14 protein-coding genes are annotated in these 17,113 nt (G+C 70.0%); 10 read left to right on the top strand and 4 right to left on the bottom strand.

What is annotated here, in order from left to right; translation table 11 throughout:
* Positions 1 to 161 precede the first annotated feature (161 nt).
* Positions 162 to 437 carry a hypothetical protein gene (locus ABZ898_RS07665; RefSeq protein WP_361653910.1) on the bottom strand — a complete coding sequence of 92 codons (276 nt, stop codon included), beginning with the start codon at positions 435 to 437 and terminating at the stop codon, positions 162 to 164.
* 1,073 nt (positions 438 to 1,510) lie between these two features.
* Between ABZ898_RS07665 and ABZ898_RS07670 the strand changes: the two genes are divergently transcribed.
* Together ABZ898_RS07670 and ABZ898_RS07675 are read left to right on the top strand one after the other, a co-directional pair.
* The gene (locus ABZ898_RS07670) at positions 1,511 to 1,885 is read left to right on the top strand and encodes a hypothetical protein (protein ID WP_361653913.1); all 375 of its coding nucleotides are present in this window, start codon (positions 1,511 to 1,513) and stop codon (positions 1,883 to 1,885) included.
* A gap of 6 nt (positions 1,886 to 1,891) precedes the next feature.
* The gene (locus ABZ898_RS07675) at positions 1,892 to 2,749 is read left to right on the top strand and encodes a hypothetical protein (RefSeq protein ID WP_361653916.1); all 858 of its coding nucleotides are present in this window, start codon (positions 1,892 to 1,894) and stop codon (positions 2,747 to 2,749) included.
* A 160-nt stretch (positions 2,750 to 2,909) separates the two neighbouring features.
* Here ABZ898_RS07675 and ABZ898_RS07680 read toward each other — a convergent pair whose 3' ends face one another.
* The gene (locus tag ABZ898_RS07680) at positions 2,910 to 3,329 is read right to left on the bottom strand and encodes a hypothetical protein (RefSeq protein WP_361653919.1); all 420 of its coding nucleotides are present in this window, start codon (positions 3,327 to 3,329) and stop codon (positions 2,910 to 2,912) included.
* Between the two features lie 226 nt (positions 3,330 to 3,555).
* Here ABZ898_RS07680 and mtrA point away from each other — a divergent pair, with 226 nt between their 5' ends.
* The 6 genes from mtrA to ABZ898_RS07710 all read left to right on the top strand — a co-directional run bounded on the left by mtrA (position 3,556) and on the right by ABZ898_RS07710 (position 11,200).
* Positions 3,556 to 4,245, top strand: a complete 690-nt coding sequence (gene mtrA / locus ABZ898_RS07685) for a two-component system response regulator MtrA (RefSeq protein ID WP_190045392.1) — start codon at positions 3,556 to 3,558, stop codon at positions 4,243 to 4,245.
* A gap of 1 nt (position 4,246) precedes the next feature.
* Positions 4,247 to 6,337 carry an MtrAB system histidine kinase MtrB gene (mtrB, locus tag ABZ898_RS07690; RefSeq protein WP_361653922.1) on the top strand — a complete coding sequence of 697 codons (2,091 nt, stop codon included), beginning with the start codon at positions 4,247 to 4,249 and terminating at the stop codon, positions 6,335 to 6,337.
* Positions 6,327 to 8,186: an LpqB family beta-propeller domain-containing protein gene (locus ABZ898_RS07695; RefSeq protein ID WP_361653925.1), complete on the top strand. Its 1,860-nt coding sequence runs from the start codon at positions 6,327 to 6,329 to the stop codon at positions 8,184 to 8,186. Before mtrB ends, ABZ898_RS07695 begins: the two co-directional genes overlap by 11 nt.
* 194 nt (positions 8,187 to 8,380) lie before the next feature.
* Positions 8,381 to 9,232, top strand: coding sequence for a ComF family protein (locus ABZ898_RS07700; RefSeq protein WP_361653928.1), 852 nt, complete (start codon positions 8,381 to 8,383; stop codon positions 9,230 to 9,232).
* 325 nt (positions 9,233 to 9,557) lie between these two features.
* Positions 9,558 to 10,250, top strand: coding sequence for a ribosome-associated translation inhibitor RaiA (gene raiA, locus ABZ898_RS07705; RefSeq protein WP_361654686.1), 693 nt, complete (start codon positions 9,558 to 9,560; stop codon positions 10,248 to 10,250).
* A gap of 203 nt (positions 10,251 to 10,453) precedes the next feature.
* Entirely contained in the window at positions 10,454 to 11,200 is a 747-nt protein-coding gene (locus tag ABZ898_RS07710; RefSeq protein WP_361653931.1) for a response regulator transcription factor, read from the top strand.
* A 10-nt stretch (positions 11,201 to 11,210) separates the two neighbouring features.
* Here ABZ898_RS07710 and ABZ898_RS07715 read toward each other — a convergent pair whose 3' ends face one another.
* The gene (locus ABZ898_RS07715; protein ID WP_361653934.1) at positions 11,211 to 12,401 is read right to left on the bottom strand and encodes a crosslink repair DNA glycosylase YcaQ family protein; all 1,191 of its coding nucleotides are present in this window, start codon (positions 12,399 to 12,401) and stop codon (positions 11,211 to 11,213) included.
* A gap of 384 nt (positions 12,402 to 12,785) precedes the next feature.
* Between ABZ898_RS07715 and secA the strand changes: the two genes are divergently transcribed.
* Entirely contained in the window at positions 12,786 to 15,635 is a 2,850-nt protein-coding gene (gene secA, locus ABZ898_RS07720) for a preprotein translocase subunit SecA (protein WP_361653937.1), read from the top strand.
* A 157-nt stretch (positions 15,636 to 15,792) separates the two neighbouring features.
* Here secA and ABZ898_RS07725 read toward each other — a convergent pair whose 3' ends face one another.
* On the bottom strand, positions 15,793 to 16,248 hold the full coding sequence (locus ABZ898_RS07725; protein WP_361653940.1) for an Rv3235 family protein: 456 nt from the start codon (positions 16,246 to 16,248) through the stop codon (positions 15,793 to 15,795).
* Positions 16,249 to 16,592: 344 nt separating this feature from the next.
* Here ABZ898_RS07725 and ABZ898_RS07730 point away from each other — a divergent pair, with 344 nt between their 5' ends.
* Positions 16,593 to 17,087 carry a hypothetical protein gene (locus ABZ898_RS07730; protein ID WP_361653943.1) on the top strand — a complete coding sequence of 165 codons (495 nt, stop codon included), beginning with the start codon at positions 16,593 to 16,595 and terminating at the stop codon, positions 17,085 to 17,087.
* Positions 17,088 to 17,113: the final 26 nt, after the last annotated feature.

The raw sequence follows: 17,113 nt of genomic DNA on the forward strand, positions 1-17,113 counted from the left end.
AACCACGGTAAAGCTCGGTGAGCGGCTCACCATGGCGCAGGTCAGCGCCTTGTCAGGTCCGGACCCAGACGCATACGCGATCTTCCAAACTGGCTCTCCGGGCCGCGCGGTGGCGCTTGACTGGGCAATGGAGATTCCAACCCAAAGCCGCTCCGCCGACCTCACGGACGCAACCGACGCTCGATCTGATCGAGACGATCAACAGCCCTTCGAATCGCGTCCATAGCTTCCTGGGCTGCCTGATTCTGGTGGTCGATGATGGTTCGATCACGCTCGTCACAAGGCCTGTTCAGGTTCGAGCCCAGCGCGAAGGCCAAATGGTACTTGAGGCCCGCTTCCCGGACTGCTGAAGCAAGAACCGGATCTTTCAGCCGACCTGCGTAGCGAGGCATATCAATCACGGCCATTACGGCAGCATCATTCTCAACCAGGTCCAAGGAAGGGCTTCCGTTGACGGGCCGCGACGCAATCGGCAGCACGTGGCTGTATGCCGTGTCTAGCAACTGTCGCAGGCCATCGACGTCACGTGGAGCGTGCCGCCGTCGCCAGCCCGCCCCAGCCTGAATCCCCAACGCCACCATGCCGGCGCCAGCACCGATCCCTTGAAGAGGGGCCCACGTATCAACCACGCAGCCACAGTATGAAGTCCCCGCCGCGCCCGCTATGGGTTTCGAAATAGAGGTCGATAGCTGATGGCGTGCGGGCCATGGCGGGGCAGTCCGAGGGCGGACAACAACGACCAACGCCGACAACCGCCGATAGCTAAGTCGCAGGTCGCAGCGTTGATGGTCAAAAGATTGTCCTGATCGGACGTCCCCGCGGCTAGCCGTCCGCGTACGGGTCGATATGGTGGGAGAAGCGGAGGGGCGCCGCGTGAGCGACACCCCTCCTGTTTGGACTTCAAGAGGTCACTTCTTGCCGGAACGCCTCTTCGGAGCCTCTACCACCGTGGTACGCGGGTGAGCCTTCGCATAGCTCTTGGTCACGTACCGGCCGGTTACGGCGCTCCGGGCCTTGCTCCCGGAGCTGCCACCGCTTCCCTTCCTGGCCATCATTCACCTCCTTCGCATCAGGGCCATGACGGTCAACTCCGATTGTATGAGGGCCCACTGACAACAGTGGGGTCGAAACGGTCAGCGCAGACAGCTGAGTTGATTCGCAGCGTCCAGGCGGCCAAGCCCAGCAACAAGAGATCACCCGTGTCGGCGTGCCAGAACCGTGCCGGGTCAGGCAGGAAGCCATGGGGAATAGCGGTGACCCGGCCGCCACTGAGGCAGGTTCCGTCGCCGCTCCGCCGCAGGTCAGCCCACCGATCGGCCGTTAGAGACCCAAGCTTCCCCGGCTGAGAACTTGAGCAACGTCGTTTCACCGACGCTCGCTCCTAGCACACGTCGCCCCAACGGTGCCGAGAACACACCGAAATTCCCTCGAAGGAAGTAGGCCGGAAGACGCGACCGGCATCTAGCCACTAAGAAGTGTTCATCTCGCTTAGCACCTCTTAGGAGGAGGCATGTCATTCGCTGACCGAGTGCAAGCACTTCGGCTCCGCAAGCTCAAGATCCTGGACGACCACAACAAGAGGATTCAAAAACTGCAGCGTGCCCTCAACTCTGAGCTCTCGAACATCGATCGAGAGATCAGTCAGCTGGGAGACGCCAGCGCGAGGCTTCCCTGTCTCGTGCGCCTGACGCCTGGACCCGAGTTGACGGTGTACCACTCGGCTGATGCTCCCTGCGGACGAGTGCACCACCGGCAAAACTTCCAGGTCATGCCGGAGATCGATGCCATGGACGCGTCTCCGTACGCCTACCTGGAACGATGCTCGGCGTGCGGCTGGAGTCGAGCCGCCAAGATCCACGGCAACCATTTGATCGGAGAAGTGTAAGTAGTGGTGAGGGAAGCCGACGCCGGTAGTTACCTGTACTGGTCAGAGCGCCGCGTCGACGAGATTGCATCCGACAACGGCGTCACCTGGGACAGCCAGCTGAGCTGGACCCTCAAGGCTGCCCCGCAGGGCGTCGGGGCGGAGGTTGGAAACCGAGAGCGGGTGGGTCTGACCCGCCGGGAGAAGGCGCGCAAGATCGAAAAAATGATTGGCGATCAGGCTGTTTCCGCTTTTAGTGCCCCGCCTCCCGCTCGCTTCGCCAAAGGCGTCGGTCAGGTTCACATCGCGCGGTTCATTGGCGGGCCGGAGCGAGATAAGGGCGCAGTGCTCCATATCAAAACAAGCAGTATTGAAGGCCGACAAGTCGATCTAGTCCTCTTCGGTAGCCTGGACAGCTTCCCTGGCCACCCCTTTCGGCCTTCAGACGCCCCGGAGGCCGGCTGGTTCTCCTCTGCTTGGTATGCCATTGCGGAGCTGCTGGAGAGTCGTGGTACTCGGAACACGTCACAGTGGGACGATCCTGAATCACTTTCCGTTGAGGCGCTGCACATCGCCCTGAACCAAGGAAGTGACCATCCTGGGACCGATCACGAAGAACCTTGGACCCGTGGGCTCACGCTTGCTCACGCTCACGACTGTGAGTGGTTCGCTCAGATCTACACCGATGTCGAGTTGACTCGGACTCGTTGGGACTTCCACGACAACAGAGGGGGCGCAGACCGCATTTTGATCGGCGCCCCTGTGTGGGTGCGGACGGCAAGCCCAGACTCAGTGACCCGGTACGCAGAGCTACGACGCGCGGCGGGCAGCCGGCCCCGCAGGCTGCTGTCTCTACGTGGAAACCGTCGTCGCGGCACCAGCTGACCGTCTCAGTTTCCGTCTCATCCAGCGCCGTTCACGGCCGTTAAGACAAGACCCTAGGTGGTAGCCGCTCCCGTGACCTCCGCCCATGAACGCAGGTGAACGGACCCGTCCCAGGCGTCCAAGGCCACCAACAGAGTTGAGGGGCGAGGTGGTTGGCTGCCTACTCGGGTATGGGGCGTCCGCGTTCGTCTCGGGTTCTTCTGGTCGCATCTTGGGCTAGGCCGGCGATACCGAAGATTCCGGTCAACGCGCCGGGAACGGTGAGCCACCAGTACCACCCACCGTTGAGGAAGCTGGCGGCTACGAGACCCAAGGCAATGAGGATGAAGACGATCGCCAGAGCGATGCCGAGAGGATCGCGGCGCTTCTGGTCCTCTACTTCGATCATCTGCTTGATCGCGTCCTCAACGTGCCCCCGCAGGACGGGGACCGCCGGGCTGTCTTCAGGCAGTAGGCTCAACAGTTCGAGATCCGCCTTTATCCGTTCGCGGCCGTCTGGCTCCCTGCGCCGGCGCTCGAGCATGACGCCGCCGACGCCCACCACGGATACAGCCACAGATGCGAGAGGTCCCCAGTCCATCCAAGAACGCTAGCCAAAGTGTCATGTGATGGGAAGAAGATCCTTTGACTTCCTGCCAGCGCCGTGGAAGCAGAGCGTCCGGTGGGCTTCGGAGGGCCAGCGACCTGACATCCACCCTCGACATCAACGTCCACGGACAGGGGCAGACAGTGACCGCTCGGTACGACTATCGTCACAGGTCAGTGACGTGCCTCACCTGCGGCTCTGTCGTCGTTATGAGAATGGGATGATGTCGTTTATGAAGGGACGAGTCCTTGTCGTCGACGACGACACCGCACTGGCCGAGATGCTCGGCATCGTGCTGCGTGGTGAAGGTTTTGAGCCGTCTTTCGTAGCCGACGGGGACAAGGCGCTGGCCGCTTTCCGCGAGTCCAAGCCCGATCTGGTGCTGCTGGACCTGATGCTGCCCGGCCGGGACGGCATCGAGGTGTGCCGCCTGATCAGGGCGGAGTCCGGCGTGCCGATCGTGATGCTCACCGCCAAGAGCGACACCGTGGACGTCGTCGTGGGCCTGGAGTCGGGCGCCGACGACTACATCGTGAAGCCGTTCAAGCCGAAGGAGCTGGTCGCCCGCATACGGGCGCGGCTGCGGAGGTCGGAGGAGCCGGCGCCGGAGCAGCTCACCATCGGTGACCTGGTGATCGACGTGGCCGGGCACTCCGTGAAGCGGAACGGCCAGTCGATCGCGCTCACCCCGCTGGAGTTCGACCTGCTGGTCGCGCTCGCGCGCAAGCCGTGGCAGGTGTTCACCCGCGAGGTGCTGCTCGAACAGGTCTGGGGCTACCGGCACGCCGCCGACACCCGGCTGGTCAACGTGCATGTGCAGCGGCTGCGTTCCAAGGTCGAGAAGGACCCGGAGCGGCCCGAGATCGTGGTGACCGTCCGGGGTGTCGGCTACAAGGCCGGACCGAGCTGACGTGTCCGGGGACAGCGCCGCTTCGGCTCCCGGCCGGCCCGGCGCCGGTCCGGGACGCGCGTCCGGCCACGGCGCGGACAGCCCGCGCCGGGGCCGCCTCTTCACCGCCGCCCTCCTGAGGGGCGGCGTCCAGGGCAGCCCGGTGGTCCGGCTGCTCGTCCGCTGGGTGCGCCGTCCGCTGCTGCCCGTCATGAGGCTGTGGCGGCGCAACATCCAGCTGAGGGTCGTCGCCACCACCCTGCTGATGTCGCTCGGCGTGGTCCTGCTGCTCGGCTTCGTCGTCATCGGCCAGGTCCGCAACGGACTGCTGGACGCCAAGGTGAAGGCGTCGCAGAGCCAGGCCACCGGCGGGTTCGCCGTGGCCAGGCAGAGCGCCGACGAGACCGCGGCCGCCACCCACGGCACCACGGGCGGCAACGGCACCGACGGACAGCAGTCCCAGAACGTCATCCAGTGGATGAGCGACCTCGTGGAGTCGCTCTCCAGCGGCGGCTCGGGCGCCTTCGACGTGGTCACCCTGCCCGTCGGCGACGACAGCGGCGGTGGCCGCAGCCCGCGCGGCTCCGGGTACGTCAGCCCGGCCGAGAGCGTGCCCGCCCCCCTCCGGGACCGGGTCAACAGCAGCACCAGCACCGCCGCCGCGCAGAGCTACACCCGCATCGTCTACAGCAACCGCAAGGAATCCCAGCCCGCGCTGGTCATCGGCAAGCAGGTCAACGACCCCAACGGGCACCCCTACGAGCTGTACTACCTCTTCCCGCTCACGCAGGAGGAGAAGTCGCTGAGCCTGGTCAAGGGCACCCTGGCGACCGCCGGACTCTTCGTCGTCGTACTCCTCGGGGCCATCGCCTGGCTCGTGGTGCGGCAGGTCGTCACACCGGTGCGGATGGCGGCCGGGATCGCCGAGCGGCTGTCCGCCGGGCGGCTCCAGGAGCGGATGAAGGTCACCGGCGAGGACGACATCGCGCGTCTCGGCGAGGCCTTCAACAAGATGGCGCAGAACCTCCAGCTCAAGATCCAGCAGCTCGAGGACCTGTCGCGGATGCAGCGGCGGTTCGTCTCCGACGTCTCGCACGAGCTGCGCACCCCGCTGACCACCGTGCGGATGGCCGCCGACGTCATCCACGAGGCCCGCGAGGACTTCGACCCGATGACCGCGCGGTCCGCCGAACTCCTCGCCGACCAGCTCGACCGGTTCGAGTCGCTGCTCGCCGACCTGCTGGAGATCAGCCGGTTCGACGCGGGCGCGGCCGCGCTGGAGGCCGAGCCGATCGACCTCAGGGAGGTCGTGCGGCGGGTCGTCGGCGGTGCCATGCCGCTCGCCGAGCGCAAGGGCAGCCGTATCCGCGTGGTCGGCGACCTGCAGCCGGTCGTCGCCGAGGCGGACGCGCGGCGGGTGGAGCGGGTGCTGCGCAACCTCGTCGTCAACGCCGTCGAGCACGGCGACGGCAAGGACGTGGTGGTCAAGCTCGCCAGCGCGGGCGGCGCCGTCGCCGTCGCCGTGCGGGACTACGGTGTCGGGCTCAAGCCCGGCGAGGCCACCCGCGTCTTCAGCCGCTTCTGGCGGGCCGACCCGGCACGCGCGCGTACCACCGGCGGCACCGGTCTCGGCCTGTCGATCGCGCTGGAGGACGCCCGGCTGCACGGCGGCTGGCTCCAGGCGTGGGGCGAGCCGGGCGGCGGCTCGCAGTTCCGGCTGACGCTGCCGCGTACCGCCGACGAACCGCTGCGGGGCTCGCCGATACCGCTGGAGCCCAAGGACTCGCGCCGCAACCGGGGCCTGGACGACGGCGGCACTCCGCGCGGGGGAGCGGAGAAGCTGGCGACGGTCCCGATGCAGCCGAACGGCGGCAACGGGTCGGCGCTCCCGCCGCGCCAGGGCACCGCCACGCCCGCGGTCGACCCGACGGCGCTGCCCGGCAGCGGCAACGGCGCGCGGGTCGTGCCCCGGCCCGCCGGAGGCGGACGGCGCCCGGACGACAGGACCGGCACCCAGGTGCCCGACCCGCGGCCGGCGGGGCAGCCGGAACCGGCGGGACACCCGGCCGGGCAGGACTCGACCGAGGCAGGGGAGGCTTTCCGTGGTCGCTGACCGCGAGGGGGGCGCCCGGCGCACGCCGGGGCGCGCGGTGACATACGCGGTCTGCGGGGCCGTACTGCTCGGCGGGTGCGCCTCGATGCCCGACAGCGGGGACCTGCGCAACGTGGAGTCCACGCCCCGCCAGGACACCGGGGTACGGGTGTTCGCCGTGCCGCCGGCCGAGAACGCCTCGGCCAACGAGATCATGCAGGGCTTCCTGGAGGCTCTGACCAGCGACGATCCGCACTACGACACGGCGCGCAAGTACCTCACCGTCCAGGCGGCGCGCGCCTGGCGGCCGGAGCGGTCGGCCACCGTGCTCGCGGACGGGCCCGGCATCATGGCCGAGACCCCGCCGACCGGCCGGGAGCCGAACACCGGCCGCACCTATGTCCTGGCGGGCAGCAGGGTGGCCACGGTGGACGAGCAGCAGGCCTACGCGCCGGCGCAGGGCGACTACCGGGCCAAGGTGCATCTGGCGCAGGACGCCAAGAGCGGGCAGTGGCGCATCGACGCGCCGCCCGAGGGCGTCGTGATGGGCAAGTCGGACTTCCAGCGCAACTACACGTCCGTCGACAAGTACTACTTCGCCAGCCACACCAGGGTGGGCACGACGAGCGACCCTGTGGCGGTCGCCGACCCGGTGTTCGTGCGCAGCAAGGTCGACCCGATGACCCAGCTCGTGCGGTCGCTGCTGAGCGGGCCCACCCACTGGCTCGAACCGGTGGTCAGGTCCAGCTTCCCGACCGGTACGGCGCTGAAGAACGGCACGACCGGCCTCACCCCCGACGACGAGAACCGGCTCACGGTGCCGCTGAACGCCGGGGCGGCCCGCGTCGGTCCGGCCCGGTGCACGGAGATGGCCACCCAGCTGCTGTTCACGCTGCGGAACCTGGCGCCGACCCTGGAGTCGGTCGAGCTGCGCGGACCTGGTGGCGACCGGCTGTGCGAGCTGAGCGAGAGCCGCGCGGACACCGTCGCCTGGCGTGCCTCGGCCCAGAGCCCGGACAACCTCTACTTCCTGGACGGCAAGCACCGGCTGGTACGGCTCCCCGCTACGGGCGCGGCCACCGGCGCCACCACGGTGCCGGGCGTGCTCGGCACCGGTGCCCGGCAGTTCAGGTCGGTCGCCGTCGCGCGGGACGAGCACGCCGCGGCCGGGGTGAGCGCGGACGGCAGGTCGCTGTACGTGGCCCCGCTCGCCGCGACCGCCCCGCTGGAGCCGCCCGTGCTGACCAGCCAGGGCCCCGGCGAGGAGACCCGGCTGACCCGGCCCGCCTGGGACGCCCGGGGCGACCTGTGGGTGGCCGACCTGAACCCGGCCCGGACCCGGCTGTACGTCGTCCCGCAGGGCACCGGCAAGCCGGTCACGGTGACGCTGCCCGACCTGCCCGGCCCGGTCAGGGACGTGCGGGTGGCCGCCGACGGGGCGCGGGTCGCGCTGGTCGTGGAGGGCGAGGGCGGCAAGCAGTCGTTGCTCATCGGCAGGATCGAGGGCGGCGACGACATGGGCGACGGCAGCGGGGACACCCCGGCCGAGCCGCCCGCCCTCGTCGATCCGCGTCCGGCCGCGCCCGACATGGAGCTGGTCACCGCGATGTCCTGGGCCGGTGACAGCCGCCTCGTCGTGGTGGGCCGCGAGCAGGGCGGGGTGCACCAGATGCGCTATGTGCAGGTGGACGGCTCCACGCTGGAGGGCCCGGCACCGGCCGCGCTCTCCCGGGTGAAGGCGATCGCCGCCGCCGAGGACGAGCGGGTGCCGCTCGTGGCCTGCTCGGAGGACGGAATCGTCCGGCTGCCCTCGGGTGCGCAGTGGCAGAAGGTGGACAAGGACGGTACGGCGCCGGTCTATCCGGGATAGGCCGTGTCCGCGCACACTGCGCGGGGCTGACTGGTACGAGTCGGGGCCGGCCGGTGTGAGCTGCGGTTTTCCTACGGCTTCCCCGCAGTGGTCACTCTCGCGGGTGAGCGGTGCCGGACGTCGGCCGGGGTTGTCCACAGGGCCTTTGTCCACAGGGGTGGCCGGGCCGCTCGCGCCTCGGCACAGTGAGGGACATGCGGGAATGGTGGCAGGACCTCACCGACCTCGCGCTGCCGACGGAATGCGGTGGCTGCGGGGCACCCCCGGCCGTGCTGTGCGCACGGTGCCGGGCGTTGCTGGAGCGCGCGGCGCCACGCCGGGTGCGACCGGTGCCCGAGCCGCCGGGACTTCCCGAGGTGCACGCCGTCGCTCCCTACGCGCGAGAGGTACGGGCACTGCTCCTCGCGCACAAGGAGCGGGGTGCGCTGGCACTCACCGGGGCGCTCGGCGCGGCCCTCGCCGGAGCCGTGCGCACCGGGCTCGGACCGGGACCTGACCGGTGCGCGGCCCGGTCGCGGCCCGGGCCGGTGATCCTCGTGCCCATACCCTCCGCCCGCCGGGCCGTGCGGCGGCGGGGACACGACCCGGTGCGGCGGATGGCACTCGCGGCGGCCGCGGGGCTGCGGCGGACCGGTACCCCGGCACAAGTGGCCGCCGTGCTGCGGCAGCACCGGCCGGTGGCGGACCAGGCGGGGCTGGATGCGCGGCGGCGCCGGGAGAACCTCGCCGGCGCGCTGGAGGTGAGGGCGGGCGGCGCGCGTCTGCTCGCCGGCGGCCGGGTCGTGCTCGTCGACGACCTCGTCACCACCGGCGCGAGCCTGGCCGAGGCGGCGCGCGCCCTGCGCGCCGCAACCGGAACACGCCATGAGGCGCGGGGGGCTGTGTATCGCGCCGCAACTCGGGAAGGTAGGGAGGAACGACGGATCGGGCCGCGATCACAGAGAGGAAAGTCGGTGCCTGGGGCACCGGAAAAGGGGCCGGTGAAGATGATCGGAGAAGCCGTCGGGGCCGCGGTGATCGCCGCCCCCCGCGATTCCTTCGAATAAACAGGGAACCGGCCGAGAACTTGCGTCGTTGCAGGTAGCGAGAGGGGTAATTCACCTGAACGGAGGTACGCCTCAGTAGAGGGTGACGACATCCGTCCGGGCGAGATATGTTCGGTTGTGAGGAAAGGCCCAGGCCACACCTCTCGTATCCGATTGCCGCGTCGTGGGTTTTCCGTAAACACCCGCGCGACGGGGATGGAGATCTCGCCCATGGGGGAGGAGGAGGTGGAAGTCACCGAGTCCGAGGTTCCGGGACTCACCGGGACCTGGTGCGAAAGGGAGACGCTCCGCCGTCGGCGTGAGCGATCCGGGAACGGAGTTCTGCGTGGACATCGTCGTCAAGGGCCGCAAGACCGAAGTACCTGAGCGGTTCCGCAAGCACGTGGCCGAGAAGCTGAAGCTGGAGAAGATCCAGAGGCTCGACGGCAAGGTGATCAGCCTCGACGTCGAGGTGTCCAAGGAGCCCAACCCCCGACAGGCCGACCGCTGTGACCGAGTGGAGATCACGCTCCACTCCCGCGGTCCGGTGATCCGGGCGGAGGCATCGGCCAGCGACCCGTACGCGGCCCTCGACATGGCCGCGGAGAAGCTGGACGCACGGCTGCGCAAGCAGCACGACAAGCGGGTCGTGCGCCGGGGCGCACGACGCACCCCGGCCGCGGAAGTCCCCGACGTCGTCCCCGGTGTGGCGACGCTCTTCCCCGACGGTGAGCCCGTCCCCACCGCCGAGTCCGACGGAGTGCCCACCAAGAAGATCGGCTCGCTGGAGATCAAGGGCGACGGCCCGCTGATCGTCCGCGAGAAGACCCACGTCGCCTCCCCGATGAGCCTCGACCAGGCCCTCTACGAGATGGAACTGGTCGGCCACGACTTCTACTTGTTCGTCGACTCCGAGACCAAGGAGCCGAGCGTCGTCTACCGGCGACACGCCTACGACTACGGCGTCATCCATCTGAACACCGACCCGATGGTGGCTCAGGCCCAGCCGCCCGCGGCAGGTGACACGCTGGGCGGCTGACCTGCCCGGCGGAAGCGGAGCAGGTGCCCCTGGGGCGTGTGTGCGCCCCCAGGGGCACCGGTGTGCGACCACTCCGCCCCCTGTGCGTCACCGTTCGGGCGCCGGAGCATGAAATCATGACCGCACCGGCCCAACCGGTGGGCCGCTGCCTTGGGTTGGCGATGGCACGGGATCACGGGCCACGGCCTTCAGGGGGAGGAACGATGGCGGACACCTTCGGACCGATGCGCGGCGTGGGAGCCGACGACGGCGCCATCGGCATGGAGCCGGACCCGGACTCGCCACGCGACGAACCGATCCGGGTGCTGGTGGTCGACGACCACGCGCTCTTCCGTCGCGGCCTGGAGATCGTGCTCGCGGCCGAGGAGGACATCCAGGTCGTCGGCGAGGCGGGCGACGGCGCCGAGGCGGTGGACAAGGCGGCCGATCTGCTGCCCGACATCGTGCTGATGGACGTGCGGATGCCGAGACGGGGCGGGATCGAGGCGTGCACCTCCATCAAGGAGGTCGCCCCCAGCGCGAAGATCATCATGCTGACGATCAGCGACGAGGAGGCCGACCTCTACGACGCCATCAAGGCGGGCGCGACCGGTTACCTCCTCAAGGAGATCTCCACGGACGAGGTGGCCACCGCCATCCGCGCCGTCGCGGACGGGCAGTCGCAGATCAGCCCCTCCATGGCGTCCAAGCTGCTCACCGAGTTCAAGTCGATGATCCAGCGCACCGACGAGCGGCGGCTGGTGCCCGCGCCCCGGCTGACCGACCGGGAGCTGGAGGTGCTCAAGCTCGTCGCCACCGGCATGAACAACCGGGACATCGCCAAGGAGTTGTTCATCTCCGAGAACACCGTGAAGAACCACGTGCGCAACATCCTGGAGAAGCTGCAGCTGCACTCCCGCATGGAGGCGGTCGTCTACGCCATGCGGGAGAAGATCCTGGAGATCCGCTGACGGCGCGGGCCTAGGCGAGCGCGCGGGACAGCTCCAGTGTGAGCGGCGTGCGGAGTGCGGGGGCGTCGACCCGCTCCACGCGGACGTCCGTGCAGCCCACCCAGGAGGCGGCCTCCACCAGCGCGGCGGCCACGCCCGGCACCGCCTTCGGGCCGTCCAGCGTGACCTGCCGGGCCACCAGCGTGTGCCCCTCGCGCGCCGGGTCGACCCGGCCGATCAGCCGGCCGCCGGAGAGCACCGGCATGGCGAAGTAGCCGTACACGCGCTTCGGCTTGGGCACGTACGCCTCCAGGCGGTGGGTGAAGCCGAAGATCCGCTCCGTGCGCGCCCGTTCCCAGATCAGCGAGTCGAACGGGGAGAGCAGCGTGGTGCGGTGCCGTCCGCGCGGGGGCGCCGCCAGCGCGGCCGGGTCGGCCCAGGCGGGCTTGGCCCAGCCCTCGACCTCCACCGGCACCAGCCCCGAGTCGGCGATCACCGCGTCGACCTGCTCGCCCTTGAGGCGGTGGTAGTCCGCGATGTCCGCGCGGGTGCCCACGCCCAGCGCCTCGCCGGCCAGCCGGACCAGCCGGCGCAGGCACTCGGCGTCGTCCAGGTCGTCGTGCAGCAGTTCCGCCGGGATCGCGCGCTCGGCGAGGTCGTACACCCGCTTCCAGCTCCGGCGCTCCACGCAGACCACCTCGCCGTACATCAGCGCGCGTTCCACGGCGACCTTGGTGCCGGACCAGTCCCACCAGTCGCTGGTCCGCTTCGCGCCGCCCAACTCGGTCGCGGTGAGCGGCCCTTCGGTGCGCAGCTGCTTGATCACCTGGTCGTAGGCGCCGTCGGGGAGCTGGTGGTTCCAGTGCGGGCGGTCGCGGTAGGCGCGGCGGCGGAACGCGAAGTGCGGCCACTCCTCGACGGGCAGGACGCACGCGGCGTGCGACCAGTACTCGAAGGCGTGGGGCGCGCCGGAGTCCGGCGTGGACCAGTACGCCGACTCCACGGACCTGCGGCCGACCGCGCCCAGACGCGCGTACGGGATCAGCTCGTGGGACCGGGCCAGCACCGAGATGGTGTCGAGCTGGACCGCGCCGAGCGCCCGGAGCACCCCACGCGCGCCGGAGCGCCGGTCGGGCGCTCCGAGGAAGCCCTGGGCCCGCAGGGCGATGCGGCGGGCGTCGTCCGCGGTGAGGGTGAGAGCGGGGCGCGGCAGGGTCGTCATGACGGCGACGATAGGGGGTACCACTGACAGTCCGCGCCGACCTGCGCCTTCGTCTTCGAGGGCCGGGGACGAGCGGGCGGACGCGGCGGCGGGGGCCCGGACCGGGGCCTCGACCGGGGCCTGGGCCGGGGCCCGGCGGCGGCCGTGTCCCGGGCCGCGGTTTCGCCCCGCGTGAGCGAGGTGTCACCGTTGGCTCATCCTTCGCGCAAATCCTCGGCGTGGCGCGGCACCATCCGGGCTTCCGGGACGTTGTCCGTAGTGGAGGGACCGCTGCGCCTCCGGGCCTCCCGGCGCGGCGGGGTCCTCGCATACGATGGCCGTTGCTCAATCAAGTCACATGGAAACCGACCGTCCCAGGCCCGACCGGCAAGGAGACCACCCCCCGTGTCCGTCCTCTCGAAGATCATGCGTGCAGGCGAAGGCAAGATCCTGCGCAAGCTGCACCGCATCGCGGACCAGGTCAACTCCATCGAAGAGGACTTCGTCGACCTCTCCGACGCCGAGCTGCGGGCCCTCACCGAGGAGTACAAGCAGCGGTACGCGGACGGTGAGAGCCTGGACGACCTGCTCCCCGAGGCGTTCGCCACCGTCCGTGAGGCCGCCAAGCGCGTCCTCGGCCAGCGTCACTACGACGTGCAGATCATGGGCGGCGCCGCGCTCCACCTCGGCTACGTCGCCGAGATGAAGACCGGTGAGGGCAAGACCCTCGTCGGCACCCTGCCCGCGTATCTGAACGCCCTCTCCGGTGAAGGCGTCCACCTGATCACGGTGAACGACTACCTGGCCGAGCGCGACTCCGAGATGATGGGCCGCGTCCACCGGTTCCTCGGGCTGGAAGTCGGCTGCATCCTGGCCAACATGACGCCGGCCGAGCGCCGCGAGCAGTACGCGTGCGACATCACCTACGGCACGAACAACGAGTTCGGCTTCGACTACCTCCGCGACAACATGGCGTGGGCGGCGGACGAGCTGGTGCAGCGCGGCCACAACTTCGCCATCGTCGACGAGGTGGACTCCATCCTCGTGGACGAGGCCCGTACGCCGTTGATCATCTCCGGCCCCGCCGACCAGGCCACGAAGTGGTACGGCGACTTCGCCAAGCTGGTCGTCCGCCTCAAGAGGGGCGAGCCCGGCAACCCCCTCAAGGGCATCGAGGAGACCGGCGACTACGAGGTCGACGAGAAGAAGCGCACCGTCGCCATCCACGAGACCGGTGTCGCCAAGGTCGAGGACTGGCTGGGCATCGAGAACCTCTACGAGTCGGTGAACACCCCGCTCGTCGGTTACCTGAACAACGCCATCAAGGCGAAGGAGTTGTTCAAGAAGGACAAGGACTACGTCGTCATGGACGGCGAAGTCATGATCGTCGACGAGCACACCGGCCGTATCCTCGCCGGCCGCCGTTACAACGAGGGCATGCACCAGGCGATCGAGGCGAAGGAAGGGGTGGACATCAAGGACGAGAACCAGACGCTCGCCACGATCACCCTCCAGAACTTCTTCCGCCTCTACAAGCGTCACGACCACGGCGGCAAGGAAGTGCCGGGCCTGTCCGGCATGACCGGTACGGCGATGACCGAGGCGGCCGAGTTCCACCAGATCTACAAGCTCGGCGTCGTCCCGATCCCGACCAACCGGCCGATGGTCCGCAAGGACCAGTCGGACCTGATCTACCGCACCGAGGTCGCCAAGTTCGAGGCCGTCGTCGACGACATCGCCGAGAAGCACGAGAAGGGCCAGCCGATCCTGGTCGGCACCACCTCGGTGGAGAAGTCGGAGTACCTCTCCCAGCAGCTCAGCAAGCGCGGCATCCAGCACGAGGTGCTCAACGCCAAGCACCACGAGCGTGAGGCGTCGATCGTCGCCCAGGCGGGCCGCAAGGGCGCCGTGACCGTGGCCACCAACATGGCCGGCCGCGGTACGGACATCAAGCTCGGCGGCAACCCCGAGGACCTCGCCGAGGCGGAGCTGCGCCAGCACGGCCTGGACCCCGAGGAGCACATCGAGGAGTGGGCGGGCGCGCTGCCCGCCGCCCTGGCCCGTGCCGAGCAGGCGGTCAAGGCGGAGAAGGAGGAGGTCGAACTCAGCGGCGGCCTCTACGTCCTGGGCACCGAGCGGCACGAGTCGCGCCGGATCGACAACCAGCTGCGCGGCCGTTCCGGCCGTCAGGGCGACCCCGGCGAGTCCCGGTTCTACCTCTCCCTCGGTGACGACCTGATGCGCCTGTTCAAGGCCCAGATGGTCGAGCGCGTGATGGCGATGGCCAACGTCCCCGACGACGTGCCGATCGAGAACAAGATGGTCACCCGCGCCATCGCCTCGGCGCAGTCGCAGGTGGAGACGCAGAACTTCGAGACGCGCAAGAACGTCCTGAAGTACGACGAGGTGCTCAACCGTCAGCGCGAGGTCATCTACGGCGAGCGCCGCCGCGTCCTGGAGGGCGAGGACCTGCAGGAGCAGATCCAGCACTTCATGAACGACACCATCGACGCGTACATCGCCGCCGAGACCGCCGAGGGCTTCCCCGAGGACTGGGACCTGGACCGTCTGTGGGGCGCCTTCCGGCAGCTCTACCCGGTGAAGGTCACCATCGAGGAGCTGGAGGACGCCGCGGGCGACCGGGCCGGTCTGACCGCCGAGTTCATCTCCGAGTCCATCAAGGACGACATCTACGAGCAGTACACGGCGCGCGAGACGCAGCTCGGCTCCGAGATCATGCGTGAGCTGGAGCGCCGGGTCGTGCTGTCGGTGCTGGACCGCAAGTGGCGCGAGCACCTCTACGAGATGGACTACCTCCAGGAGGGCATCGGTCTGCGCGCCATGGCGCAGAAGGACCCGCTGGTGGAGTACCAGCGCGAGGGCTTCGACATGTTCACCGCCATGATGGAGGGCATCAAGGAGGAGTCCGTCGGCTACCTGTTCAACCTGGAGGTCCAGGTCGAGCAGCAGGTCGAGGAGGTCCCGGTCGAGGCCCAGCCGGCCGGCGAGGGCGTCCAGGACGCCGTCCCCGCGCAGGTGCCCGCGGGCGCCCGTCCGGAGATCCGGGCCAAGGGCCTGGACGTGCCGCAGCGCCGCGAACTCCACTTCTCCGCGCCCACCGTGGACGGCGAGGGCGGCATCGTCGAGCGCGACCTGGAGGACGACGAGCCGGTCCGCTACGAGTCCGAGTCCGACGGCCTGACCCGCGCGGAGCGCCGCCGCCAGGCCAAGGGCGGACGCCGCCGCAAGAAGTAGCGCCCGCGCGGCGCGAGCGACGACCGGGGCCGGGCCCTCCCAAGTGGGGGGGTCCGGCCCCGAGGCGTGTTCCGGACCGTGCCCGGGTCGTGTTCCGGACCGTGTTCCGACAGTGCCGACCCGGCCGGAACGCCCCCTGAAGCCCTCCAGGCGGCCCTCAGGGGCCCGGGGGCCGCCGGGTCGATGGAGCGGCCAGCTCGACCGCCGTACAGCGCCAGCGGAGGTCGTGGGACTTCTCCAGCCGGAAGGCGAGGGCGCGCAGGTGGTCGCCGGCGGCGATGCGGGCGAACACCTCCAGGGCCCCCTCGCGGGGCACGAACCAGCCGAGGTCGCGGACGGTGGGGCGGGAGCCCCGGGTGCGCAGCGGGGCGCGTTCGGCGAGGCGTACGAGGTCGTCGTAGGCGGGGCCCGCGGTGTGGCGCAGCATCCAGTGGACCGGGCGCTGTCCGCTCAGCACGGCCAGCAGCCGGTCCGCGAACAGGTCCGTGGGCCGGGTCCGCGCCGTGGCGGTGCGGCCCCTGACCGGCGTACGGGTCGGGGCGGCGCCGGGACGGCGGGTGTCGTGCCGGGTCGGCGGGCGGTGCTGGGGCCGGGTCCGCGGTGTGCGGCTCATGACCTTGTTCATGGAAGTCCCCGTTCGGCCGGCCCGGCGGATACCGGGCGGTAACTCAGTGGTGGGGATCTTGTACGGGTACGGGGACGGGCCCGGCAAGGCGGCCGGGCTCGTGCCGCGGGCCGCGCGGGGTTCACTTATCCGGGTGACGCCGAGGTCCGGAAACCTTGCGGCGGCGCGTGCGGCGGGGTGAGCTGCGGGGCGCCGGGTAGACGCCGTACGGAGGCCGGGCGGGGACTCGAAAGGGGACGGCCGCACGTATTCTGGAGGCCCTCCGGGAGGCCCGCGCGGGTCTCCCCAGGGGGCCACAACCCGGAGCCTCTGACCAGGAAAGAGCGGCCCGCATGCGCGTCTACGTACCCCTGACCCTCCCCGGCCTCGCCACGGCCCACGAGACGGGTGTGCTGGCGGCGGACCCCTTCGCCGCCTACGCCGTGACGCCCGCGCTGCGCGAGTGGTGCGGCACGGAGGACCTGGAGGAGCTGGAGTACACCGCGCTCGGCGAGGCGGCGAACGCCTCGCTGCGGCTGCTGGCGGCCGACCCCGAGGCGGCGCCGTGCCGGATCGTCGTCGCGGTCGACGTGGCGGACGGCGCCGTCACCCCGGACGCGGACGGCCTCGGCGAGGTGACGGTCGCCGCGTCGGCGAAGCTCGCCAAGGCGGCGGCGGTGCACGCCGACGCCGGCGACGCCGCGGCGGACGTGACCGCCGCCGCGCGCGCGGTCGAGGCGGCCGACGACGGGGACGACGCGGCGCGGATCGCCGTGGACGGCGCCGCGGACCACGAGCTGCTGTGGTTCGCCACCCAGGAGATCCCCGCCCTGCTCGGCCGCCGCTGAGCCCCGTCCGCCCCCTGACCCGCACC

The organism is Streptomyces sp. NPDC046860 (assembly GCF_040645115.1).
Taxonomy (GTDB): domain Bacteria; phylum Actinomycetota; class Actinomycetes; order Streptomycetales; family Streptomycetaceae; genus Streptomyces.